This is a genomic window from Kribbella flavida DSM 17836 (genome assembly GCF_000024345.1).
Classification (GTDB): Bacteria; Actinomycetota; Actinomycetes; order Propionibacteriales; family Kribbellaceae; genus Kribbella; species Kribbella flavida.
In genome coordinates, this window is record NC_013729.1 from 1,517,601 (window position 1) to 1,537,957 (window position 20,357).

General features: G+C 69.9%; 19 protein-coding genes. 12 read left to right on the forward strand and 7 right to left on the reverse strand.

What is annotated here, in order from left to right:
* Positions 1 to 109: 109 nt before the first annotated feature.
* Both KFLA_RS07120 and KFLA_RS07125 read left to right on the forward strand, forming a co-directional pair.
* Complete coding sequence (locus tag KFLA_RS07120) at positions 110 to 2,749, forward strand: phosphoenolpyruvate carboxylase (RefSeq protein ID WP_012919099.1); 2,640 nt, start codon at positions 110 to 112, stop codon at positions 2,747 to 2,749.
* The gene (locus tag KFLA_RS07125) at positions 2,749 to 3,558 is read left to right on the forward strand and encodes a biotin--[acetyl-CoA-carboxylase] ligase (protein WP_012919100.1); all 810 of its coding nucleotides are present in this window, start codon (positions 2,749 to 2,751) and stop codon (positions 3,556 to 3,558) included. The genes KFLA_RS07120 and KFLA_RS07125 overlap by 1 nt, the downstream gene beginning before the upstream one ends.
* On the opposite strand, the gene KFLA_RS39615 is transcribed toward KFLA_RS07125, so the two are convergent.
* Together KFLA_RS39615 and KFLA_RS07130 are read right to left on the reverse strand one after the other, a co-directional pair.
* Positions 3,548 to 3,655 (reverse strand): MFS transporter small subunit, encoded by a 108-nt coding sequence (locus tag KFLA_RS39615; RefSeq protein ID WP_012919101.1) that lies wholly within the window; start codon positions 3,653 to 3,655, stop codon positions 3,548 to 3,550. The genes KFLA_RS07125 and KFLA_RS39615 overlap by 11 nt on opposite strands.
* Positions 3,652 to 5,049 carry an OFA family MFS transporter gene (locus tag KFLA_RS07130; protein ID WP_012919102.1) on the reverse strand — a complete coding sequence of 466 codons (1,398 nt, stop codon included), beginning with the start codon at positions 5,047 to 5,049 and terminating at the stop codon, positions 3,652 to 3,654. Before KFLA_RS07130 ends, KFLA_RS39615 begins: the two co-directional genes overlap by 4 nt.
* 135 nt (positions 5,050 to 5,184) lie before the next feature.
* Between KFLA_RS07130 and KFLA_RS07135 the strand changes: the two genes are divergently transcribed.
* The gene (locus tag KFLA_RS07135) at positions 5,185 to 5,811 is read left to right on the forward strand and encodes a PH domain-containing protein (RefSeq protein ID WP_012919103.1); all 627 of its coding nucleotides are present in this window, start codon (positions 5,185 to 5,187) and stop codon (positions 5,809 to 5,811) included.
* Positions 5,812 to 5,883: 72 nt separating this feature from the next.
* Here the strand turns inward: KFLA_RS07135 and KFLA_RS07140 are convergent, their stop codons facing one another.
* Positions 5,884 to 6,450, reverse strand: a complete 567-nt coding sequence (locus KFLA_RS07140; RefSeq protein WP_012919104.1) for a GtrA family protein — start codon at positions 6,448 to 6,450, stop codon at positions 5,884 to 5,886.
* Between the two features lie 214 nt (positions 6,451 to 6,664).
* Here KFLA_RS07140 and KFLA_RS07145 point away from each other — a divergent pair, with 214 nt between their 5' ends.
* The 3 genes from KFLA_RS07145 to KFLA_RS07155 all read left to right on the forward strand — a co-directional run bounded on the left by KFLA_RS07145 (position 6,665) and on the right by KFLA_RS07155 (position 9,598).
* Positions 6,665 to 7,789, forward strand: coding sequence for a 5-(carboxyamino)imidazole ribonucleotide synthase (locus KFLA_RS07145; protein WP_041289866.1), 1,125 nt, complete (start codon positions 6,665 to 6,667; stop codon positions 7,787 to 7,789).
* Between the two features lie 10 nt (positions 7,790 to 7,799).
* Positions 7,800 to 8,303, forward strand: coding sequence for a 5-(carboxyamino)imidazole ribonucleotide mutase (purE, locus tag KFLA_RS07150; protein WP_012919106.1), 504 nt, complete (start codon positions 7,800 to 7,802; stop codon positions 8,301 to 8,303).
* Between the two features lie 74 nt (positions 8,304 to 8,377).
* Positions 8,378 to 9,598 carry an MFS transporter gene (locus KFLA_RS07155; protein WP_012919107.1) on the forward strand — a complete coding sequence of 407 codons (1,221 nt, stop codon included), beginning with the start codon at positions 8,378 to 8,380 and terminating at the stop codon, positions 9,596 to 9,598.
* 45 nt (positions 9,599 to 9,643) lie between these two features.
* Here the strand turns inward: KFLA_RS07155 and KFLA_RS07160 are convergent, their stop codons facing one another.
* Complete coding sequence (locus KFLA_RS07160) at positions 9,644 to 10,984, reverse strand: UDP-glucose dehydrogenase family protein (RefSeq protein WP_012919108.1); 1,341 nt, start codon at positions 10,982 to 10,984, stop codon at positions 9,644 to 9,646.
* Positions 10,985 to 11,118: 134 nt separating this feature from the next.
* Between KFLA_RS07160 and KFLA_RS07165 the strand changes: the two genes are divergently transcribed.
* Positions 11,119 to 12,282, forward strand: a complete 1,164-nt coding sequence (locus tag KFLA_RS07165; RefSeq protein WP_012919109.1) for an acyl-CoA dehydrogenase family protein — start codon at positions 11,119 to 11,121, stop codon at positions 12,280 to 12,282.
* 15 nt (positions 12,283 to 12,297) lie between these two features.
* Here the strand turns inward: KFLA_RS07165 and KFLA_RS07170 are convergent, their stop codons facing one another.
* Both KFLA_RS07170 and KFLA_RS07175 read right to left on the reverse strand, forming a co-directional pair.
* Complete coding sequence (locus KFLA_RS07170) at positions 12,298 to 13,248, reverse strand: serine hydrolase domain-containing protein (RefSeq protein WP_012919110.1); 951 nt, start codon at positions 13,246 to 13,248, stop codon at positions 12,298 to 12,300.
* A 381-nt stretch (positions 13,249 to 13,629) separates the two neighbouring features.
* Positions 13,630 to 14,340 (reverse strand): SGNH/GDSL hydrolase family protein, encoded by a 711-nt coding sequence (locus KFLA_RS07175; protein WP_237706742.1) that lies wholly within the window; start codon positions 14,338 to 14,340, stop codon positions 13,630 to 13,632.
* Positions 14,341 to 14,513: 173 nt separating this feature from the next.
* On the opposite strand from KFLA_RS07175, the gene KFLA_RS35405 reads away from it, so the two are divergent.
* Positions 14,514 to 14,987 carry a hypothetical protein gene (locus KFLA_RS35405; protein ID WP_012919112.1) on the forward strand — a complete coding sequence of 158 codons (474 nt, stop codon included), beginning with the start codon at positions 14,514 to 14,516 and terminating at the stop codon, positions 14,985 to 14,987.
* A 916-nt stretch (positions 14,988 to 15,903) separates the two neighbouring features.
* On the opposite strand, the gene KFLA_RS07185 is transcribed toward KFLA_RS35405, so the two are convergent.
* Positions 15,904 to 16,605, reverse strand: a complete 702-nt coding sequence (locus tag KFLA_RS07185) for a GAF and ANTAR domain-containing protein (RefSeq protein WP_012919114.1) — start codon at positions 16,603 to 16,605, stop codon at positions 15,904 to 15,906.
* A gap of 947 nt (positions 16,606 to 17,552) precedes the next feature.
* On the opposite strand from KFLA_RS07185, the gene KFLA_RS07190 reads away from it, so the two are divergent.
* The 4 genes from KFLA_RS07190 (at position 17,553) to KFLA_RS07205 (ending at position 20,339) form a co-directional block, all read left to right on the forward strand.
* Positions 17,553 to 17,753, forward strand: a complete 201-nt coding sequence (locus KFLA_RS07190) for a hypothetical protein (protein ID WP_041289187.1) — start codon at positions 17,553 to 17,555, stop codon at positions 17,751 to 17,753.
* Between the two features lie 260 nt (positions 17,754 to 18,013).
* Positions 18,014 to 18,514, forward strand: coding sequence for a SigE family RNA polymerase sigma factor (locus KFLA_RS07195; protein ID WP_012919115.1), 501 nt, complete (start codon positions 18,014 to 18,016; stop codon positions 18,512 to 18,514).
* Positions 18,511 to 19,320, forward strand: coding sequence for a hypothetical protein (locus KFLA_RS37820; RefSeq protein ID WP_012919116.1), 810 nt, complete (start codon positions 18,511 to 18,513; stop codon positions 19,318 to 19,320). The genes KFLA_RS07195 and KFLA_RS37820 overlap by 4 nt, the downstream gene beginning before the upstream one ends.
* The gene (locus KFLA_RS07205; protein WP_012919117.1) at positions 19,317 to 20,339 is read left to right on the forward strand and encodes a beta propeller repeat protein; all 1,023 of its coding nucleotides are present in this window, start codon (positions 19,317 to 19,319) and stop codon (positions 20,337 to 20,339) included. The genes KFLA_RS37820 and KFLA_RS07205 overlap by 4 nt, the downstream gene beginning before the upstream one ends.
* Positions 20,340 to 20,357: the final 18 nt, after the last annotated feature.

Sequence of the window (20,357 nt, forward strand, 5' to 3'; positions counted from 1 at the left end):
GGACGGTTCGGGCGCTTACTGTCCGGTCACCGGAACGGACCGTCACGATGGTTGCTCACTGGCCGGACCATGAGGCGAGAGAGCGCGGCCACGGATAGGGTGGGCGAACGTGACCGAGACCGGAAGTCAGGCGAGCGCCCGCACCCGTACCCGCGCACGTTTCGAAGTCCCCGAGGAGCTACGCGCCGACGTACGCCTGCTCGGCGAGATCCTGGGCCGCGTACTGGTCGAGTACGCCGGCCAGCCGCTGCTGGACGACGTGGAGAAGCTGCGCGAGCTGACCATCGCCGGGGACGGTGAGGCCGCCGAGCAACTGGTCGCCTCCTGGCCGCACGAGCGGGCCGAGGACGTTGCCCGGGCCTTCACCTGCTACTTCCACCTGACCAACCTCAGCGAGGAGCTGCACCGCGCCCGCGTCCTGCGGGAGCGTGACCGCTCCGGCGACGCCCCGGCGGTGTCGGAGCTCGCGCAGGCGGTCGAGCGGATCTCCGCCGACGCCGGCGAGCAGCAGGCCCGTGCCCTGCTCAACGGGCTGGAGTTCCGCCCGGTGCTGACGGCCCACCCGACCGAGGCCCGGCGGCGGGCCGTGCTGGCGACCATCCGGCGGATCTCCTCGCTGCTGGAGGAGCGCAACGACCCGCGCGCCGGCGACAGCGAGCTGGCCGAGAACCGGCGCCGCCTGGTCGAGCAGGTCGACATCCTCTGGCGGACCTCGCAGCTGCGCACCAGCCGGCCGACCCCGCTGGACGAGGTCCGCTCGGCGATGGCGGTGTTCGAGGAGACGCTGTTCGATGTCGTCGGCAACGTCTACCGCCGGCTCGACGACGCGCTGGCCGGGGACGCGGCCGGGACCCGGCCGCCGGTGGTCGCGCCGTTCGTGCGGCTGGGCTCCTGGATCGGCGGCGACCGCGACGGCAACCCGAACGTCACCGCCGCGATCACCCGCGAGGCGATGCAGATCCAGGCCGACCACGTCCTGCGGGCGCTGGAGCAGGCCACCGACGAGCTCGGCCGGGCGCTGACCCTGGACGCCGCGACCACTCCGCCGTCCGCCCCGGTCCGGCGGATCCTGGAGGACGCCCGCGCGGCCAACCCGGCGCTGATCGCCGACATCGAGACCCGGTCGCCGTCCGAGCCGCACCGGCAGCTCCTGCTGCTCGCAGCGCGCCGCCTGGCCGCCACCCGGTCCCGGGACGCCGACTTCGGTTACCCGCGCGCGGCGGACTTCCTGCACGAGCTGAAGGTGCTCCAGGACTCCCTGGTGTCGGCCGGAGCGCCCCGCCAAGCGTACGGGCAGCTCCAGCAGCTCATCTGGCAGGTCAGCTCGTTCGGCTTCCACCTGGCCGAGCTGGAGGTGCGCCAGCACTCGTCGGTGCACGCCAAGGCGCTGGAGGAGGTCCTGGGCGGTGGCGAGCTGTCCGACCAGACCGAGGAGGTGCTGGCGACGCTGCGTGTGATCGGGCAGATCCAGCAGCGCTTCGGCCCCGAGGCCTGCCGCCGGTACGTCGTGAGCTTCACCCGGAGCGCCGCCGACCTGGCCGCCGTGTACGAGCTGGCCGACGCGGCGATGGACGGGCGGCCGATCGAGCTGGACGTCGTACCGCTGTTCGAGACCGGTGAGGACCTGCAGAACTCGGTGGAGGTGCTGGACAACGCGATCCAGCTCACCCGGGTCCGGCACCGGCTCACCGCCAACGACCGGCGCTTCGAGGTGATGCTGGGCTACTCCGACTCCGCCAAGGACGTCGGGCCCGTCTCGGCCACCCTGGCCCTGTACGACGCGCAGGCGCGGATCACCGCGTGGGCGCAGCGCAACGCGATCCGGCTGACCCTGTTCCACGGCCGCGGCGGTGCGCTCGGCCGGGGCGGCGGTCCGGCCAACCGGGCGGTGCTCGCGCAGGCGCCCGGCTCGGTCGGCGGGCGGTTCAAGCTCACCGAGCAGGGCGAGGCGATCCCGGCCCGGTACGGCAACGCCCCGATCGCGCAGCGGCACATCGAGCAGGTCACGGCCGCGACGCTGCTCGCCTCCACCCCGGCGGTCGAGGACCGGGCCGCGGCGGCCGCCAACCGGTTCGCCGTGGTGGAGAAGACGCTCGACGAGGCGGCCCGGACGGCGTACCACCGGCTGGTCAAGGCCGACGGGTTCGCGGAGTGGTTCGGCCGGGTGACCCCGCTGGAGGAGCTCGGTCAGCTGCCGCTCGGCTCCCGCCCGGCCCGGCGGGGGGTCGCGGTGTCGTCGCTGGAGGATCTGCGGGCGATCCCGTGGGTCTTCGCCTGGTCGCAGGCCCGGGTGAACGCGCCGGGCTGGTACGGCCTCGGCTCGGCACTCGCGGCGGTCGGCGACGTCGCCGTGCTGCAGGACGCGAACAAGAACTGGCCGCTGTTCCAGGTGATGCTGGAGAACGCGGAGATGTCGCTGGCGAAGACCGACCGGCGCATCCTGGGCCGCTACCTCGAGCTCGGCGACCGGCCGGACCTGTCCCAGCTGATGCTGGACGAGCACGCGCTGACCACCGAGTGGGTGCTGAAGGTGCTCGACGGCGACCGGCTGCTGGCCGGCCGGCGGGTCCTGGGACGCGCGGTCGAGCTGCGCAACCCGTACGTCGACGCGCTGAGCTACCTGCAGCTGCGGGCCCTGCGCGACCTGCGCACCGACGACTCGCTGGACGAGCAGCAGATCGTGCGGACGCGCCGGCTGCTGCTGCTCACCGTCTCGGGTGTTGCTGCCGGTCTGCAGAACACCGGCTGATGTTCGGCGATCTGGAGCGCCCGCCGCTGGACGAGAAGTTCCTGCGCGGGCGCCTGGTCCGACCGGGTTCGCTGTGGACGCAGGTCGACGTACTGACCGAGACACCGTCGACCAACGCGGTCGTAGCCGCTGCTGCCGCCTCTGGTGCCCCGGAGGGCCTGGTGGTGACAGCGGAGTACCAGTCGTCCGGCCGTGGCCGGCTGGGGCGGACGTGGACGACTCCGCCGCGATCAGCACTGCTCACGTCGGTCCTGCTGCGCCCGGCGACGGTTCCCGCGGTCCGCTGGCCGTGGCTGGGCCTGCTCGTACCGCTCGCGGTCGCCTCCGCCGTACGCCGGGTGGCCGAGATCCCGGCGCAGGTGAAGTGGCCCAACGACGTCCTGGTGGAGGATCGCAAGCTGGCCGGCATCCTGCTGGAGCGGGTCGACGGGCCGGCCGTGATCGTCGGCATGGGACTGAACGTCACGTTGCGAGCGGACGAGCGCCCGCACGCCGCGGCGACCTCGCTGGCGCTGGAAGGTGCGGCGACCACGGACCGGGCGACGGTGCTGGCCGCCACGCTCCGGGAGCTGGCGACCCGCTACCAGGAGTGGGTGGACGCGGACGGCGATCCGGCGGTGGTTCTGCCCGACTACCAGGAGCTGTCGGCAACGTTCGGCCGGCGCGTCCGGGTCGAGCTGCCGGACGGCCGGTTCCTGGAGGGCACGGCGTCCGGGCTCGACACCGACGGCCGCCTGGTGCTCGACACCGCCGACGGCCCGCGTCCGCTGGCCGCCGGCGACGTCACGCACCTGCGCGTCAGTGAGTGAAGAGCTTGACCGCGGTCATCAGCGTCTGGATGACGCCGTAGCCGAGCAGGACCGCGACGAGCAGCCAGGAGACGACGAGTCGAGGGGTCTGGTTCATCGGGTCGCCTCCGCGGTCTCGGTGCTGGTCTTCTCGTGGAACCGCTCGGCCACCGGCCGGATCAGCAGGTTGGCGACGAAGCCGACCGCCAGCACCCCGACCATGGTGAACAGCGCCGGCCGGTAGGCTCCCGCGGTCAGCGTGCCCGGTTTGCCCTCCCGGTCCAGGAAGCCGTTGATGATCAGCGGCCCGGTCACCCCAGCAACCGACCAGGCGGTCAGCAGCCGGCCATGGATCGCGCCGACCTGGTAGGTCCCGAACAGGTCCCGCAGGTACGCCGGCACGGTGGCGAAACCGCCGCCGTAGAAGGACAGGATGACCGCGGCCAGCAGCACGAAGACCGCCGTACTGGTGTGCCCGACGGTGGCCAGCAGGGCGTAGGCGACGATGCCGACCCCGAGGTACAGCGCGTAGATCGGCTTGCGGCCGATGACGTCCGAGGTGGTCGACCAGGCGAATCGGCCGGCCATGTTGAAGATCGACAGCAGCCCGACGAAGCCGGCCGCTGCGGCGACCGCGACCGAGGACTTGCCGTCACCGCCGCGGAAGAAGTCCTGGATCATCGGGCTGGCCTGCTCGAGAATGCCGATGCCCGCGGTCACGTTGCAGAGCAGGACCACCCACAGGCACCAGAACTGCGGAGTCTTGATCGCGTTCGCGGCGGAGACGCTGGCGGTGGTGACGAGCGATTTCTGCCGAACCGCCGACGGGTCGAAACCGTCCGGCTTCCAGCCCTCGGCGGGGACCCTGATGGTGAACACGCCGAACATCATGATCACGAAGTAGCCGATGCCCAGGGTGAGGAACAGCGCGACCAGCGCGCCGCCGCCGGCGACCGAGGCCGAGTTGCCCGGGTCGTAGCTGTCGTCGTACAGGCTGAGCAGTTGGCGCGACAGCGGGCTGGCGACCAGCGCGCCGCCGCCGAAACCCATGATCGCGAGCCCGGTGGCCAGGCCCGGGCGGTCCGGGAACCACTTGATCAGCGTGGACACCGGCGAGATGTAGCCGATGCCGAGGCCGATGCCGCCGATCACGCCGTAGCCGAGATAGACGATCCAGAGCTGGCCGGTACCGATGCCGAGGGCACCGACCAGGAAGCCGGCGGCCCAGAAGCAGGCGGAGACGAACATGGCCTTGCGCGGCCCGTTGCGCTCGACCCAGGTGCCGCCGACCGCGGCCGACAGCCCGAGCATCACGATCGCGATGCTGAACACCACGCCGATCGCGGTCTGGCCGGTGCCGAAGTGCTGCACCAGCGACGTCTTGTAGACCGAGGTCGCGTAGGCCTGGCCGATGCACAGGTGCACGGCCAGGGCGGCCGGCGGGATCAGCCAGCGGCTGTAGCCCGCGGGTGCGACCGTGTGCTCCCGATCGAGAACCGACAAGATGCCCATCACGACTCCTTCAGTAGTCGCCCCCAGGTGGCGGACCCCCTCGGGCATCCTTCCCGAGGTGTCCGCACTTTGTGAAGTCTTCAACCATCGTGTCGGGCGGCGACAACGCACCCCCGGAACTGTGAGACTGGAGCCATGGCGATCTCGGCGAAGTTGTTGGGTGAGGACGAGTACGTCGTCGTCAGCACCCGGACGCACTGGAAGGCACTGATCTTCCCGGTCTTCCTGCTTCTGGTGGTGGCGGCCGGCGGCGGATTCCTGGCCGCGATCGTGCCGGACGGCGGCCTGCAGACACCCGCCCGGCTTGCGATCGGCGTGATCGGCCTGCTGGTGCTGGCGGTGTTCGGCGCCAAACCGTTCCTGAACTGGTTCTTCTCCAGTTACACGCTGACCAACCGGCGGCTGATCACCCGGCACGGCATCCTGACCCGGACCGGTCGCGACATCCCGCTGATGCGGATCAACGACGTCTCCTACGAACACGGGCTGATCGACCGAATGCTCGGCTGCGGCACGCTGCAGATCCAGTCGGCCAGCGAGGGCGGTCACGTGGTGCTGCCCGACGTGCCGAACGTCGAGCAGATGCACCTGAAGATGTCCGACCTGCTCTTCGGCGGTCCGGACGGCAAGCCCGGCGACGGCTACCTCGACGACGAGACGCCGCCGGCCCACCAGCGCGTCCGCCCGGCGACCGAGCGACGCCCGGCCGTCGAGCCGGACGCGGAGACGCTGTTCAGCTCCGAGGACCCCGACCGCCGCTGAGCTGCACCCCGAACAGACCGAAGGCCGAAACAGTTTCCTGTTCCGGCCTTCGGACGTCGTCGGGGCGTGCGGTCAGCGCACCGCCGGCAGGTCGCCGGTGGACTCGGCGTCCAGCTCGGCGGGGGAGTGCGGGGCCTTGCCCTGCTGCTCGGCCTCCTCGAGCTCGATCTCCGCGCGGAAGACCCACTTGCGGTAGGACCAGAACCGGAACAGCGTGCCCAGCCCCAGGCCGATCACGTTCGCCGAGATGTTGTCGGCCAGCGCGGTGTGCAGGTCGAGCACGTACCGCGAGAAACCGAGGCAGGCGGCCGCGATCAGCAGGCCGATGCCGTTCAGCACGAAGAACAGCACGTACTCGCGGTGCAGGCCGGAACGCTCCCGGTGCCGCCAGGTCCAGTGCCGGTTGCCCAGGTACGTCGCCACCGTCGCGATCGACACCGAGATGAACTTCGCGGTCACCGGCTTGTCGTGCAGCATGCCGTCACCGTGCGTGCCGAAGACCACCAGCGGGTTGTCGAACACCAGCCAGTTGTAGATCGGCAGGTCGACGACCATGCCGAGCAGACCGACCAGCCCGAACTTGGCCACTTCGTGCACCAGGTGCTCGACCTGGCGGTACAGCGTGGTGACGATCTTCAACGGACCAGTGGACTCTCTGTGAACGACGACAGTGAACGACGACCGGTGAGGGCAGTCTTCACGGTACCCGCCGGGGGGTCACACACGAAAATCCCCGCGAGCCCGACCGGCGGCGGCCCACCCGGGTGCTGTCAGCGCCCGGGTGGGCGGGCACTACGCTCAGATCGTGAAGTTCGAGCGCAAGGACCTCCCGGTCGGCACCCCCGTGGTGGGCATGATCGGCGGCGGTCAGCTGGCCAGGATGACGCAGGAAGCCGCGATCGCGCTGGGCATCCAGCTCCGGGTACTCGCCGAGGGACCGACGGTGTCCGCGGCGCAGGCGGTCGCCGACGCGCCGGTGGGCGACTACCGCGACCCGGCGACGGTCCGGGCCTTCGCCGCCGAGGCCGACGTGGTCACCTTCGACCACGAGCACGTGCCCACCGAGCTGCTCCGCGAGCTGGAGGCCGCCGGCGTCGCCGTCCGGCCGGGCCCGGACGCGCTCGTGCACGCTCAGGACAAGGCGGTGATGCGGCAGCGGCTGGACACCATCGACGCGCCGTCGCCGGCCCACCAGGTGGTCGCCGGCCGGGAGGACGTCGCCGACTTCGCCAAGCGCACCGGCGGCTTCCCGATCATCCTGAAGACCACCCGCGGCGGGTACGACGGCAAGGGCGTCTGGGTGGTCGACGGTCCGGACGACCCCACGGTGGCCCAGGCCTTCGCCGCAGGCGTGCCGATCCTGGCCGAGGAGAAGGTCGACTTCGTCCGCGAGCTGTCCGCCGTGGTCGCGCGCAGCCCGCACGGCCAGGCGGTCGCCTATCCGATCGTCGAGTCGGTCCAGCGGGACGGCATCTGCGTCGAGGTGACCGCGCCCGCGCCCGGGCTCGCGCCGGAGCGGGCGGCGCAGGCCCAGCAGACCGCGCTGCGGATCGCCGGCGAGCTGGGCGTGGTCGGAGTTCTGGCCGTCGAGATGTTCGAGGCCCGGGACGGCCGGCTGCTGGTCAACGAGCTGGCGATGCGGCCGCACAACACCGGCCACTGGTCGATCGAGGGTGCCGTCACCAGCCAGTTCGAGAACCACCTGCGCGCGGTCCTGGACCTGCCGCTGGGATCGCCGGCCGCGCGGGCGCCGTACACGGTGATGGTGAACGTGCTCGGCGGTGACGTCGCGGACATGCACCGCGGGCTGCTGCACTGCCTGGCCCGTGATCCCGGGCTGCGGGTGCACTTCTACGGCAAGTCGGTGAAGCCGGGCCGCAAGGTCGGCCACGTGACCGCCTACGGCGACGACCTCGAGCAGGTCCGCGAGCGCGCGCGGCACGCGGCGGCGTACCTGACCGGCACCATCGACGAGTAGGGGGCTGACCATGACCGTGGGCATCGTGATGGGGTCGGACTCCGACTGGCCGGTGATGAAGGCGGCGGCGGAGGTCTGCGTCGAGTTCGGCGTGCCGTTCGAGGCGGACGTGATCTCCGCGCACCGGATGCCGGTGGAGATGATCGACTACGGCCGGAGCGCGCACGAGCGCGGGCTCAAGGTGCTGATCGCCGGCGCCGGTGGGGCCGCGCACCTGCCGGGCATGCTGGCCGCGGTCACGCCGCTGCCGGTGATCGGGGTGCCGGTGCCGCTGAAGTACCTGGACGGGATGGACTCACTGCTGTCGATCGTGCAGATGCCGGCCGGCGTACCGGTGGCCACGGTGTCGATCGGCAACGCCCGCAATGCCGGCCTGCTCGCGGTCCGGATCCTCGCCGCGCACGACCCGAAGCTGCTCGAGCAGATGACCACTTTCCAGGAGTCGCTGGCCGACCTGGCCCGGGCCAAAGGCGGTACGGTGCGTGACGGCGCGGAAGAGCTGCGTCAAGACTGAGCCGTGACGGTTTTCCACAACTCCGCTGCGGGTAGCCGTGTGATCCCAACCAACGTCGTCTAAGGTCGTCGATCGTGACTCCGCCCGCAGCACCGGACACCGAGCGCATTCCGGTCCGCTACTGGATCTGGCTCTTCGGCGCCGCTGTGTCCCTGCTCGGCGACCTCGCGATCACCTTCGCCATCGGCTGGTCCGCCAGCCAGTACGGCGGCCGGGTGGCCGGGCTGGTGCTGCTGTTCGCGGCGGCGCCCCGGGCGGCCCTGCTGCTGATCGGCGGCGCGATCGGTGACCGCTACGGCGCCCCGCGGGTGCTGCTGGCCAGCTGTACGGCGATGTTCCTGCTCACCGCGACCCTGGTCCCGGTGACGATCGCGGTCGACGAGCCGGTCTGGCTGCTGCTCGGCCTGGCCCTGGTGGTCGGGATGATCGACGCCTTCTTCCTGCCGTCCTCCCGCTCGATGCCCCGGCTCCTGGTGCCGCCGGCGCAGATCCCGCGGGCGATGGCCAGCTTCCAGGTCACCGGGATGGTCTTCGCGGTGATCGGTACGGCGGTCGGCGGCGTACTGGTCGGCTGGGCCGGGCTGACCGCGGCCGCCGGGTTCGACGCGCTGACGTTCGCGGTGATGATCGCCGTGATGGCGGTGCTCAGCAGGTCGATCGACCTGCCGCCGAAAGCGACGACGGGCATGTTCCGCTCGATCGGCGACGGCGTGCGGATGGCGTTCGGGCGCCCGCTGACCCGGACGCTGCTGATCAGCATGACCCTGGCCGCGGGACTGCTGATGCCGATGGACATCCTGCTGCTGCCGTTGCTGGCCCGCGACCACGGGTGGGACGCGGGGACGGCGGCGCTGCTGGTCGCGGCCCGCAGCATCGGGGTCGGCGCGATCGCGCTGCGCATCCTGATGCGCGGCGCGTTCAGCAGGCCCGGCATGGTCGCCGCGGTCGGCCTGCTGTGCGCTTCCGTCGGGCTGCTTGGCTTGTCGATGTTCGAGCCCTTGCCGCTGACTCTCGCGGCGGCGGTGGTGAGCGGTGCCGGGGTCGGCCTGTTCACCGGCCACGTGCTGCCGCTGCTGATGAACTCGGTCGAGCGTGAGTACCAGTCGCGCCTGCAGTCGGTGGTCGTGCTCTGCCAGAACCTGGCCCTCGTGGTGATGAACCCGCTGCTCGGGTCGCTGGCCGATGTCGACGGCATCGGGATCACCGGCGTCTGTCTGGGCATCAGCGTGGCCTCGGCGCTGATCGGCGTGGTGGCGCTGACCCGTCCGGTGATGCGGAACGCCGCGGTCGCCTGACGAGAACCCCGCGCCGTACGGTCGCGGGGTCGCCGTGGGGTCGGATCAGGCCTTGCCGGGGGCGCGGTACTTCCAGCCGGCGGCGCGCCAGCTGGCGGCGTCCAGCAGCAGGCGGGCGTCCAGGATCACCGGGGTCGCCACGATCTCCTTCAGCGCGACCGGGTCGAGCGCGCGGAACTCCGGCCACTCGGTCAGGTGCAGGATCAGGTGGGCGTCGGCGCAGGCCTCGACCGCGGAGTCGGCGTACCGCAGGGTGGGACGGACGCGGCGCGCGTTGTCCATCGCCTCGGGGTCGTAGACGGTGACGGTGGCGCCGTGCAGCTGGATCCGGCCGGCGATGTCGAGCGCCGGCGAGTCGCGGACGTCGTCGGTGCCGGCCTTGAACGCCGCGCCGAGCACGGTCACGTTGCGCCCGACCCACTCGGCGCCGAGCAGCTCGTGGGTGACGTCGACGACGCGCGCCCGCCGCCGGTAGTTGATGTCGTCGACCTCGCGCAGCAGCGTGATCACCTCCTCGACGCCGAGCTCGCCCGCGCGGGCCATGAAGGCGCGCAGGTCCTTCGGCAGGCAGCCACCGCCGTACCCGGGGCCGGCGTTCAGCATGCCGCGGCCGATCCGCTTGTCGAAGCCGAGCGCGTCGGCGAGCTGGGTGACGTCGGCGCCGGTCGCGTCGGCCATCTCCGACAGCGCGTTGATGAACGAGATCTTGGTGGCCAGAAAGGCGTTCGCGCCGCCCTTGACCAGCTCGGCGGTCGGCAGGTTGCAGACCACGACCGGGCAGCCCTCGGCGATCGGGATGGCGAACACCTGCCGCAGCGTCGCCTCCGCCTCGGCGGACTGGACGCCGAAGACCAGGCGGTCCGGGTGCAGCGTGTCGTCGACGCCGTGCGCCTCGCGCAGGAACTCCGGCTGCCAGGCGATCTCCACGCCGATGCCGGCCGGGGACTCGCTGTGGAACCGCTGCTCGACCAGCTTCGACGTACCGACCGGGACGGTGGACCGTCCGACCACCAGGCACGGGCGGGTCAGCAGCGGCGCCAGCATGTCGACGACCGAGTTCACCTGGCCCAGGTCGGCGGCGTCGCTGCCCTCCTGCTGCGGCGTACCGACGCAGATGAAGTAGACGTCGGCCCAGTCGGCGACCTCGCGGTAGTCCTTGGTGAAGCGCAGCCGGCCGGAGTCGACGTGCTTCTTCAGCAGCGGGTCCAGGCCCGGCTCGTACAGCGGGGCCTTGCCGTCGTTGAGCAGCTTGAGCCGGTGCTCGTCGATCTCGACGCCGATCACGTCGAAGCCGAACTCGGCCATTCCCGCGGCGGTGTTGGCGCCGAGGTAGTTGGTGCCGATGACGGCGATCCGCAGCGAGCCGGTGGGCGTGCCTTCAGTCATGCGGGCGACTCTACCGATCCGGCTGACCGGTCGGTGAACGGCTCAGGTCCGGGTGGTGCCCGGGGGTGCGCCGTTCGTCACTTTCCGGTGCCGTGAGGTCCCGGTCGCGGGCGATCCGTCGTACATTCGAACTCGTGAGTAACTCATTCGACCTGTACGCGCTGTCCGAGGAGCACCAGGCGATCCGGGAGGCGGTCCGCGACGTCTGCGACGCCAAGGTGGCCCCGCACGCCGGCGACGTCGACGAGCTGGCCGAGTTCCCGAAGGCGGCGTACGACGCGCTGAAGGCGTCGGACTTCCACGCCCCGCACATCCCGGAGGCCTACGGCGGCGCCGGGGCCGACGCGCTCGCCACGGTGATCGTGATCGAAGAGGTCGCCCGCGCCTGCGCGTCCAGCTCGCTGATCCCGGCGGTGAACAAGCTCGGCTCGCTGCCGCTGCTGCTGTCGGCCTCGGAGCAGGTCAAGCAGCGGTACCTGCCGCCGGTCGCCGCCGGTGACGCGATGTTCTCGTACTGCCTGTCGGAGCCCGAGGCCGGCTCGGACGCGGCGTCGATGAAGACCCGCGCGGTCGCCGACGGTTCGCAGTACGTGCTGAACGGCGTGAAGCGCTGGATCACCAACGCCGGCGTCAGCGACTACTACACGGTCTTCGCGGTGACCGACCCGTCGGCGCGCTCGAAGGGCATCAGCGCGTTCGTGGTGGAGAAGTCCGACGAGGGCGTCTCGTTCGGCGCGCCGGAGAAGAAGCTCGGCATCAAGGGCTCGCCGACCCGCGAGGTGTACTTCGACAACGTGCGCATCCCCGCCGACCGGATGATCGGCGAACCCGGCACCGGCTTCGGCACCGCGATGGCGACGCTCGACCACACCCGGGTGACGATCGCCGCGCAGGCCCTCGGCATCGCCCAGGGCGCGCTCGACTACGCGCTCGGCTACGTCAAGGAGCGCAAGCAGTTCGGCAAGCCGATCGCGGAGTTCCAGGGCCTGCAGTTCATGCTCGCCGACATGGGCATGAAGATCGAGGCCGCCCGCCAGCTCACCTACGCCGCCGCCGCCCGCTCCGAGCGCAACGAGCCCGACCTCACCTACTTCGGCGCCGCCGCCAAGTGCTTCGCCTCCGACGTCGCGATGGCCGTCACCACCGACGCCGTCCAACTCCTCGGCGGCTACGGCTACACCCACGACTACCCGGTCGAACGCATGATGCGCGACGCCAAGATCACCCAGATCTACGAGGGCACCAACCAGGTCCAGCGCATCGTGATGGCCCGCCAGCTGCTGAAGGGCCTGGGCTGACGGCGGAACCGGAGGTCACCCTCTCGCTGTACCCGAACGGCCAACGAGATGGGCCAACGCGTGGATGTTCTCGTGCGAGGTCAACTGACTGTTGGTCAGCACCACAAGGCGTAGATCGTCCTCCGGCCACCAGACGTGCAGGCTGCGGTAAGCGTGGTTGTCGCCGCCGTGGAACCGAGCTGGGCGTCCACCGAACGCGCCGAGTGTCCAGCCATAGCCGTAGGCGTTGTCGCTCCCGGGCACATCTGCCTGCCTGCTGAAAGCCAGGGTCCGGTACTTCTCCGTCAGCACCGCACCGTCTCGAAGCGCGCTGTCCCAACGCACAAGGTCGTCCGCAGTGGACCAGATGTCCCCTGCACCCCGAGCGACAACATCGAGCTCGAAGGATCGCACGGCCGTCCTGCCGTCCTGAGGAACGGCCACCGCCAGTCCTGGTGCCGGTTCGCCGACGAACGAAGCGACCATGCCCGCGGGATCGAACAACCGCTTCTGGACGAAGTCCCGGTACGGCTCTGCGGTGATCTCCTCCACGATGTGTGCGAGAAGCACGTAGCCAGGGCTGGAGTAGGAGAACTGCCCCCGCGGCGTACGGTCGGGAGGCCGGTCAAGGATCAGTCGGGTCATCTCGACGCTCGGACGCTCATACAGATCGATGTCCGGGTAGTCCTCCCAGTGCCCGACGCCTCCGGTGTGCGAGAGCAGTTGATGCATCGTGACCTCCCGCCAGCGGGCCTCAGCCGGACGCAACCAACGGGCCACCGGGTCGCTCAGTGAGGCCAGGCCCCGCTCGATCACCCACAGTGCGGCGGCAGCCGTGAAGTGCTTGCTGATCGAGGCGATCTGGAACGGAGTCATCGCGGTGCACGCGGCCCCGGACGCGGCATCGGCCCACCCCGTGTGCGATCGATGAACCACAGTGCCCGAGCGATCGACGAGGACGCTTCCGTCCGCCACGGTCATGTCCATGGTCCGAGTGTGGCACCGACCATGCCGCCTGCCCTCAGCAACGAAGCGGCCCGCTGTCCCGTCCGTCGTCGCGAAGGCTCGCCCCCGTTGATGACTGCGGCGGGGCCGGAGAAATCACCCCGAGCCCCATGAGCCCGCAGAGCATCGCGGCGGGCTCCACGCCCGATGCCGACAACGCGGCCAGAGCCCAGCGCCGCAGCGACCGCGGTTTCCGTTTCCACGGCGGTCGATGCCTGCCGTCGACCACCTCACCGCTCATCTCCGCGACGGTAGCCACTCGATTCGATCACTCGTCAAGTGAACGGTCAGCGGCACCATAGGCCCTGGACGGCCCTCACTTGGCCGCGGTCTCGACGTCAGTCCCTCCGCCGCCGTACCCGCTCAGGTGATCGTCTGGACGATCAGCTCGTTGCGTGCGGCCCGGCCGAGATCTTCGGTCGTGTGCACGCCGTCCACCAGGTACGCCGTGAGCCGCGACGGCTTGGCGGCCAGGAACTCGGCCCAGCGCACGATCTTCAGGTTCGGATGCCGTTTCTGCGCGTCCGCGATCTGCAGGTTGACCCAGCCGCTGTTGCGCTGGTCGGAGAGCCGGAACGCGTCATAGCTGCTCCCCGTCCGGGCGACCTGGACGTTCACCCAGTAGACCGTCCGGGTCGGACCCACGATGCTCATCGTCCGGTCGATCTGGGCCGCCATCACCGGTGGGTTGAAGATGTCGTTGGACCCGGTGGCCATCAGGATTCGCTGCGGCGTCCCGTAGGTTGCCGCCCAGTCTTCCAGCGCGTCGACGGCGGGCAGTGTCGGCCGGCTGGACCAGTTGTGGACCGCGAGCAGGGTGTTGACATCGTGCAGCCGCTCGGCCAGCGCCCTTCCGTCCCGGACGGAGATGCTGTCGCCGAACAGGTAGATGCCGTTGGCGTCCCGGACCTGGCGGATCGTGGTCGGCGTGGAGATCACGCGCGAAGCGTTCTCCCACGGGCCGAGTGGACCCGAGCCGTAGTCGTCGGCGGCGAGGGCGGTGGAGGTCGAGGCAACCGACGCGACCGTCGCTACGGCACCGGCGGCGAACAGTTGCCGTCTGCTGGGCTTCAAGGATCTCCATGACGTCTGCACCCCCAGACCTTGCCTGACAGGACTCCTGACGGCCAAGGGTCTTTGCACCAACTTGCAATCACCAGGGTTGGACGAAGGGCCGGAAGCCGTCGGCCCCCGGGGAGACCGCTCGGCACGAGGTTCTCGGTCACGCCTCGGCCCTGGCTGCAGCCATGCGGCGCCTGCCCGCACGAGTGAACAAGCTCAGGTCGCAGTACCACGGCGGGCCTTCGACGAGTCGCTCCGGTGACTGCTCGAGCGTGTGCCGCAGCGAAGGCACCAACCGGGTCCAGCGCACCGCCCGCCAACTGCTGAAGGGCGTGGGGGTACTCGCCGGCCGTCGGGTAGGCCCCTGCGGCCTTGTTGGCTTGACCTGGGTGGCGAGCATTTCGATCACCGGCAAGGACGGCCGGATCCAGACCCTGGCGCCGACCGACGAGGTCGCTCGCAGGGGTGATGCGTTGCAGTACGAGCTCGGTGAGGGCCCGTGCCTGGACGTGGTGTTCGAGGAGCCGGTGGTTCAGGTCGATGACGTCGGTACCGATCTGCGCTGGCCCAGGTACGGCCGCGTGCTGCCAAGGAGCTTGGGATCGGGGCGCAGCTGGGGTTTCAGTTCCATGCCGAGCCGCACGCTCGCGGTGCGCTGAACCCGTACTCGACCCGGACCCATGAGATCACCGCCGAGTCACGCCAGATCGGCGCGTTGTTCGCCGATCTGGCTGTCCGCACCTCCCGGACCGCCAACGTGAAACTGCGCGACGTTGCCTCCGGCATCATCGAGGACGCCACCCGGAAAGCCGAGTAGTCCCGCTCGGGCGCCGGCGCCGCTCGCTGGGGGCGGCGTGCCGGTGCGGTAGCGCGTAGACTGAGGGTGGACCGTCGGCTTTTCGGCTCGCCACCCCAGGCGCACCGCCTGCGGTGAACCACCACTGGCTACCCGATCAGCGGTGGCCGTGAGGTAGGCGCCTGATCGGCGACCACGAGGACCCCCACGCGCACCATGTCGAACCCCAACACGTCGACCCCTTCACAGCGATCGCCATCGCCGAAGGAATTCTGGTCGAGCGCTACAGGTTGCCACTGGACCTGGCCCGCGAGCTGCTCAAGTCCCGCGCCGCCGCGCGCGGCCTGCCCCTCGGTGAGGTCGCGAACTGGCTCCTCGCCACCAACACGCTGCCCTGACCAGCCCGCAGATCCACGACGCGGCCGCGCAGGCGCCACCGACGACGGCCGGCCGGGCCGCTTGTCGTCGTGAAGGCGAGAACCTGGGGCTCCCGCAGTCGACTACTTCACGCCGGGGCCGGAGCTATTGGCCACGAGTCGAGGTAGAGGTGAGCGTGGCGGGTTCTCCGCGTACGCTGGTAAGGCTGTCGGCTTCTCGGCGTAGCCGTTCAGGCTCGCAGTCAGCGGTTCAACCAAGGGTTCCGCGCGCTGTGAGGCCCTGGAAGGCCACGGCATGGTCAACGGACCGCTCCCTCACCGCTTCCTGGGCCCGACCGGGACTGACCCTGTGCTGGCGGTCGCCATCGCGCAAGGCATGCAGTCCGAGCGATACCAGGTGGATCACTTCCCGGAGGGCAGTTTCCGGGTGTCGATGAGCTCCTGGGCGACGTCGCGCAGTTTGGTGTTGGTGTCTTGGGAGTAGCGCCGCAGGACCGCGAAGGCCTGGTCGCCGTTGAGGTCGAAGCGTTCCATCAGAATGCCCATTGCTTGCCCGACGAGTTTGCGCGCGTCCACTGCCCGGGCCATCGTTTCTTCTTGCCGTGCGGTCGCGACCGCGACGGAGGCGTGCCGGGCAAGGATGTGCGCGACCGCTTCGTCGTCGGCTGTGAACGCGTCCGGGTGGAGGGTGTAGAGCGACAACACCCCGATGACCTTGTCGCCGGCCTTCATCGGCACGTGCAGCACGCTGCGGATCTTCTCCGCGGTGACTGCGCTCTGCCAGTGCGGCCAGCGGGTCTCGTGCGTGACGTCGGCGATGTAGACGGTGGTCCCGGTGCGCAGTGCTGTCAGCACCGGCCCGTCGGCGGCCTTGATCTGTGCGGTGTAGATCGCTGCGACGACCGGATCGGTGACTGCGCCGATCTCGACCGCGCCGCCGGTCGTTGCTAGCGCGACGCCGGCGTAGGAGCAGTTCTCGGCGTGCAGTGCGAACTGCACCACCGCCTCGACAGTGTCATCGAAGCCGTCGGCATCGTGCAGCTCGAGCGCCAATCGGGCGAAGGCGCCGGCATCCAGCGGCACAGCAGAATCAGAAGAGGTCACCAAAGCTCCCGCGCACGATCAAGGAACCCCCGCTGTCGAGAGCTTCACTACCACATCATGCCCGACCCGGCCGAGAACAGGACCTTTCGTCGCTACGGATTCTTGCGTGAACGGAGCCTGCCGGCCGAAGGGCCCCGGTGCCGAAGCACCGAGGCCCTCAAGGTTGTTGGATTGTCACCATCTACCGGCGAGAGGCCGGTCCTGCTTCGCCGCAGTGCGCCTCGTCAAAGGCTGTCGCTGCGGGGATCGCTGAATGCGTAACCGAAGACCACCTTCCCTTGCGATGGAACTACGGCACCCGCCCGGCGACGTACCGGCACTGGCGGGCGATCCGACGGTGCAATCCCTTCCCTTCTGTGTCGAACATCAACTACTCGGTGCTACTTCAACGACAACAGCACCACGAACTGCGCATCACTGCGGGTACGGAACTGCGTACTGGAACACGAACTGGTACTTCGATCGTCAAGTCCGGAACCCCGCTCAACCACTGGCTCCACAGACTCTGACCTTGGCGTGAAACCCGAGCCCGTTCGCTGATCGGCCCGGCTGAGTCCGCCGTCGTCCTTACTTCGCCAACGTACACACGGACAGGACGGTGACTGTCCACCTCAACTTCGCTGTTCTTCCGTCGTCAACACGAGGAACACTACACACGCCAACCATCAATGTCTAATGTCGCCAGCACAGATATTCGGGCCGAGGGGTAGCAGGTATGGGTCGCCGGCTCACCTCGCCGGTCAGAGAGATTTGCTCCGCTTCTACTTCCCACGCCGGCCCGAACGAGCAGGCCCGCAGAGCCGGTCGGCCGGTAGTGTCCAGGCATGTCACAGTCCGCGCCCGGCAGTCCAGGGCCCAGCGACCCGCGACGGTGGAACGTCCCTCCGCGCCAACATCAGTTTCCCCACCAGGCACCCGGCAACCACTCCTCACGAAAGCGGCTCAGCGTGACCGGCCTCATCGACGGAGGTGTGCTGCTGGCCTTGGCTGCCCTCATCCTGGTGATGCTGGCAGGGCTCTTCGTCCTCGGCGGAGGAGGCGACGCCGAGAGGTTCTCCGTGGTCGCTCGAGGGTTCGTCACAACGAGCGCCACGGTCGGCGTACTCGGACTCGTCAGCCTTGTGTTCGGGCTCATCACGAGAAAGTGACCCCGATGCGATCTCCCCGCGTGGCTCGCCGGTACGGGTAGGTACGGGCAGCGCTGGGTCAGCGACCACCGTGAGCGACTCTCGCCGGGCCAGGGAGGTGACCGCACCGTCATCCTCCGCCAAGGTGACAACGTGCTCGATGAGGTTGCCGATGGCATCGATATCGGCTGCACCACGAAGTCACTGAGCGAGTCGTGAAACAAAACCCGGCGCAGCCGGCTCTTACCTCTCCGACAGCGGTTACCGTCGGAAGGAGGAGCATGGGCGAGCCGGACGGTTACGTCGAGTTCGTGGCGTACCGCGGGACGCAGTTGTTTCGGATGGCGTACCTGCTCACGGGTGAGCGGTACGCCGCCGAGGACCTGGCGCAGATCACGCTGGGCAAGCTGTACAGCGCCTGGTCGAAGGCGCGGCGGGCCGACAACCTCGTGGCCTACTCGCGGACGGTGATGATCCGCAGCTACCTGGCTGCCCGCCACAAGACCCGGCTGGAGCACGTCGGCGAACCGCATCGCGAGCCGGTCGCGCCGGACGCCGACATCTCACTGCGGCTGACGTTGTTCGCCGCGCTTGCGGAGCTGAGCCGCGAGGACCGCGCAGTCGTCGTACTGCGTTACTGGCACGACCTCAGCGTCGAAGACACCGCTGTGCTCGTCAAGGCCAGCCCCGGGGCGGTCCGCAACCGCAGCATGCGCGCGCTGTCGCGGCTGCGTGAGCACCTCGGGAGCGACCTCAGCGAACTGACAGGAGGCCAGCAATGAACTTCGAGACCGAACTCAAGGACCGGCTGCACGCCGGCGTCGACGACACGACCGTCGACATCGACCGCCTGATCGCCGGGGGCCGCGCCACCGGACGCCGCTTCACCCGCCGGCGCCGCCTCGGTCAGGCCCTACTCTCCGCGACCGCCACCGCCGCGGTCGTCGGCGTCGTCCTCAGCGTCGGAACCTCGCCTGGTCCGACGGAACCGTCGTACGCCGGTCCGGCGGCCCCGCCCACTCTGGAGCCGATCACCCCGCAAGCAGCCTGGAAGATCGTGATCGACCACCTGCCGAAAGGCGCCAAGCTGAAGGACGTCCGTGGCGGACACCAGGGCCCGTTGGCGAATCCCGACCTGCTCTGGGCCCGTGCCGTCTACACGGACCGCGGTGGCCCGTCCAACCTCTCGATCGAACTGGACTGGAAGGAGACGTCACTGGCGTGCACCGGCGACAACGCTGTCTGCACGACGGAGAAGCTGCCGGACGGCAAGCGACTGGTCCTGTTCAAGGACACCGGGCCCGACAAGTACAAGCGCTACGAGGCCTGGCTGATGGACAAGGACGGCTGGCTGTTGACCGTCAGGTCCGACAACGCCGAGACCTGGAAAGGCCCGGGCACCCGGCCCGAACCCCCGCTCAGCCTGGCCCAGCTCCGGACCGTCGCCCTCGATCCGCTCTGGCAGCAGCACGTCTCCCCAGACCTCACTGCGGCTGCGGCCAAGCTGTTCACCCCCGACGTCCAACCGGCCGAACCGCCGTACACGTCCCGAACCCCCGACCCGAGCACCTCGGAGACGCCCAGATGATCCCCTCGCTCGTCGCCGTTCTCAGCCTGCTCGCCGCGCCCACCTCCGTGGGGTGGGTGGAGCAGCCGAAACCCGCCGCCGGCTCGACGTTCGACTCGATCAGCTCAGGTGGCGGCGCGCTGTGGGGTGTCGGATCCAGCCGCGAGGACGGCAAGGACTGGGACCGTCCGGTCGCGGCTCGTTGGGAGAACGGCAGGTGGCAGGCGACGGCCCAGCCACGCACGTTCGGCCGGTTGCTCGATGTGGCGGTCCGATCGGCGAACGACGTCTGGGCGGTCGGCAGCTGGGCGGAAGCTGACGGCTCCGGCGGGCCGTTGGTCCAGCACTGGGACGGGACGGACTGGCGCGAGATCGCGCTGCCGAGCCATCCCGACGGCGTCCTGCAATCCGTCGCGGTCGTCGAGGACGAGATCTGGGTGGTCGGCACCGAGGGGGAGCAGTCCACCGTCTTCGTCGAGCGGTACAACGGCAAGAGCTGGCTCCCGCTGACCGACGACGTACTCGGCGTCCCGGGGTACGCCTCGGACATCGCGGTCGTGTCACCGGACGACATCTGGGTCGCGGCGTTCGCGGACGGGATCAAGCACTACGACGGCCACCGCTGGACCAAGGCCGCCCTGCCCGGGACCGCCGGCGCCTTCCTGAACGACTTCGCGGTGGTCGGGCCGAACGACATCTGGGCGGTCGGGCATCGTGAGGATCCGGTCTACTACCGGACGCCGGTCGCGTATCACTTCGACGGGAAGCGTTGGTCCGAGGTGCGCACGCCGCAGCAGACGGGCCAACCGCTGGCCGTCGAGGTGCTGAACGGCAAACCGTTCGTCGTCGGGGACGGGTGGCCGGACAGCACCGCGCTGCGCTGGACACCGGCCGGTTTCGTGGACGTGCCGACTCCCGCGAAGGCGTCGGTGCTGCTCGGCGCGGCCGTGCACGACGGCCGGTTCTGGGCGCTCGGTCGGCAGGAGAGCAAGCTCGAAGGCCTCGACGACACCTACCTGGCCGAGCACTCCGGCGAGTAGCCCGAGGCCGGCGGGCGG

Bases quoted from the DNA above. Each gene is read 5' to 3' on its own strand.
- KFLA_RS37820 (WP_012919116.1), top strand. From the start codon at position 18,511: ATGAACTTCGAGACCGAACTCAAGGACCGGCTGCACGCCGGCGTCGAC.
- KFLA_RS07205 (WP_012919117.1), top strand. From the start codon at position 19,317: ATGATCCCCTCGCTCGTCGCCGTTCTCAGCCTGCTCGCCGCGCCCACC.
- purE (WP_012919106.1), top strand. From the start codon at position 7,800: ATGACCGTGGGCATCGTGATGGGGTCGGACTCCGACTGGCCGGTGATG.
- KFLA_RS35405 (WP_012919112.1), top strand. From the start codon at position 14,514: ATGCGGCGCCTGCCCGCACGAGTGAACAAGCTCAGGTCGCAGTACCAC.
- KFLA_RS07145 (WP_041289866.1), top strand. From the start codon at position 6,665: ATGATCGGCGGCGGTCAGCTGGCCAGGATGACGCAGGAAGCCGCGATC.
- KFLA_RS07130 (WP_012919102.1), bottom strand. From the start codon at position 5,049: ATGGGCATCTTGTCGGTTCTCGATCGGGAGCACACGGTCGCACCCGCG.
- KFLA_RS07125 (WP_012919100.1), top strand. From the start codon at position 2,749: ATGTTCGGCGATCTGGAGCGCCCGCCGCTGGACGAGAAGTTCCTGCGC.
- KFLA_RS07135 (WP_012919103.1), top strand. From the start codon at position 5,185: ATGGCGATCTCGGCGAAGTTGTTGGGTGAGGACGAGTACGTCGTCGTC.
- KFLA_RS07160 (WP_012919108.1), bottom strand. From the start codon at position 10,984: ATGACTGAAGGCACGCCCACCGGCTCGCTGCGGATCGCCGTCATCGGC.
- KFLA_RS07170 (WP_012919110.1), bottom strand. From the start codon at position 13,248: ATGGACATGACCGTGGCGGACGGAAGCGTCCTCGTCGATCGCTCGGGC.
- KFLA_RS07195 (WP_012919115.1), top strand. From the start codon at position 18,014: ATGGGCGAGCCGGACGGTTACGTCGAGTTCGTGGCGTACCGCGGGACG.
- KFLA_RS39615 (WP_012919101.1), bottom strand. From the start codon at position 3,655: ATGAACCAGACCCCTCGACTCGTCGTCTCCTGGCTGCTCGTCGCGGTC.